Here is a 792-nt window from a genome sequence, read left to right as displayed (position 1 = left end):
AGCCCCGCCGGTGGCACAAGCGCTGCCTTTAGGGCGGCTAGCTTTTCAAACGGATAGGGGTGCAGAAGGTTTAGATCAGGATTCATGGCATGTCCGTTGATAGCCTAAAGGCGGTGCTGGATGTCTGTAAAAACGGCCAACTAAACCGCCGATTATAGGCAACCCCTGGTGCCACCTCAAACTTAACCACCAAGGCGTCGCTCATTTAAGCGCTTACACGCCTAATACTTCGATAAGCCGTTCGCGAAGCTGCTGTTGCCGTTCTGGGTCGGTGAGCGGCTCACCCGCTTTCGTGGTGATAAAGAAAACGTCTTCAACCCGCTCCCCCAGCGTGGCAATTTTCGCAGCCGATAAGGCAATATCCTGTTCCATAAAAATACGCCCGACACGAGCCAGTAGGCCAGGGCGGTCTGGGGCAGTTAGCTCTAGCAGCGTACGTTCGTTGGCTGGGTCCTGCTCAATGACTACCTCGGTGGGCACTTTGAAGTGCTTAAGTTGGCGCGGTGTGTGGCGCGTGACGATCTCTGGATAGTCATCCGGATCGTCCAGCTCTTCGACGAGGTGCCGACGCATCTCCTCAATATGCTCAGGATCACGGATAGGTTGGCCGTAATGATCTAGCACAATAAACGTATTTAGCGTCCAGTCGTTGTGCGAGGTGGCGATACGGGCATCATGGATAGATAGGCCTAGCTGCTCCATGGCGGCGGCGGTCGCGGCAAATAGGTCGTCTACCGAGCGGGTGTGGATAAAGACCTTGGTGCCGCCTTCGGCCATATCGGCGGTGGGTGC

The 792-nt window shown here is 55.8% G+C and carries 1 protein-coding gene; it reads right to left on the bottom strand.

From position 1 onward, the window contains the following. Positions 1 to 213: 213 nt before the first annotated feature. On the bottom strand, positions 214 to 792 hold a 579-nt coding region (locus tag INT22_RS21615), incomplete at its 5' end, for an ACT domain-containing protein (RefSeq protein WP_226912936.1).

This window comes from Halomonas sp. 3D7M, assembly GCF_014897885.1.
Taxonomy (GTDB): domain Bacteria; phylum Pseudomonadota; class Gammaproteobacteria; order Pseudomonadales; family Halomonadaceae; genus Vreelandella.
This window is presented reverse-complemented; position numbering and strand designations above follow the sequence as displayed.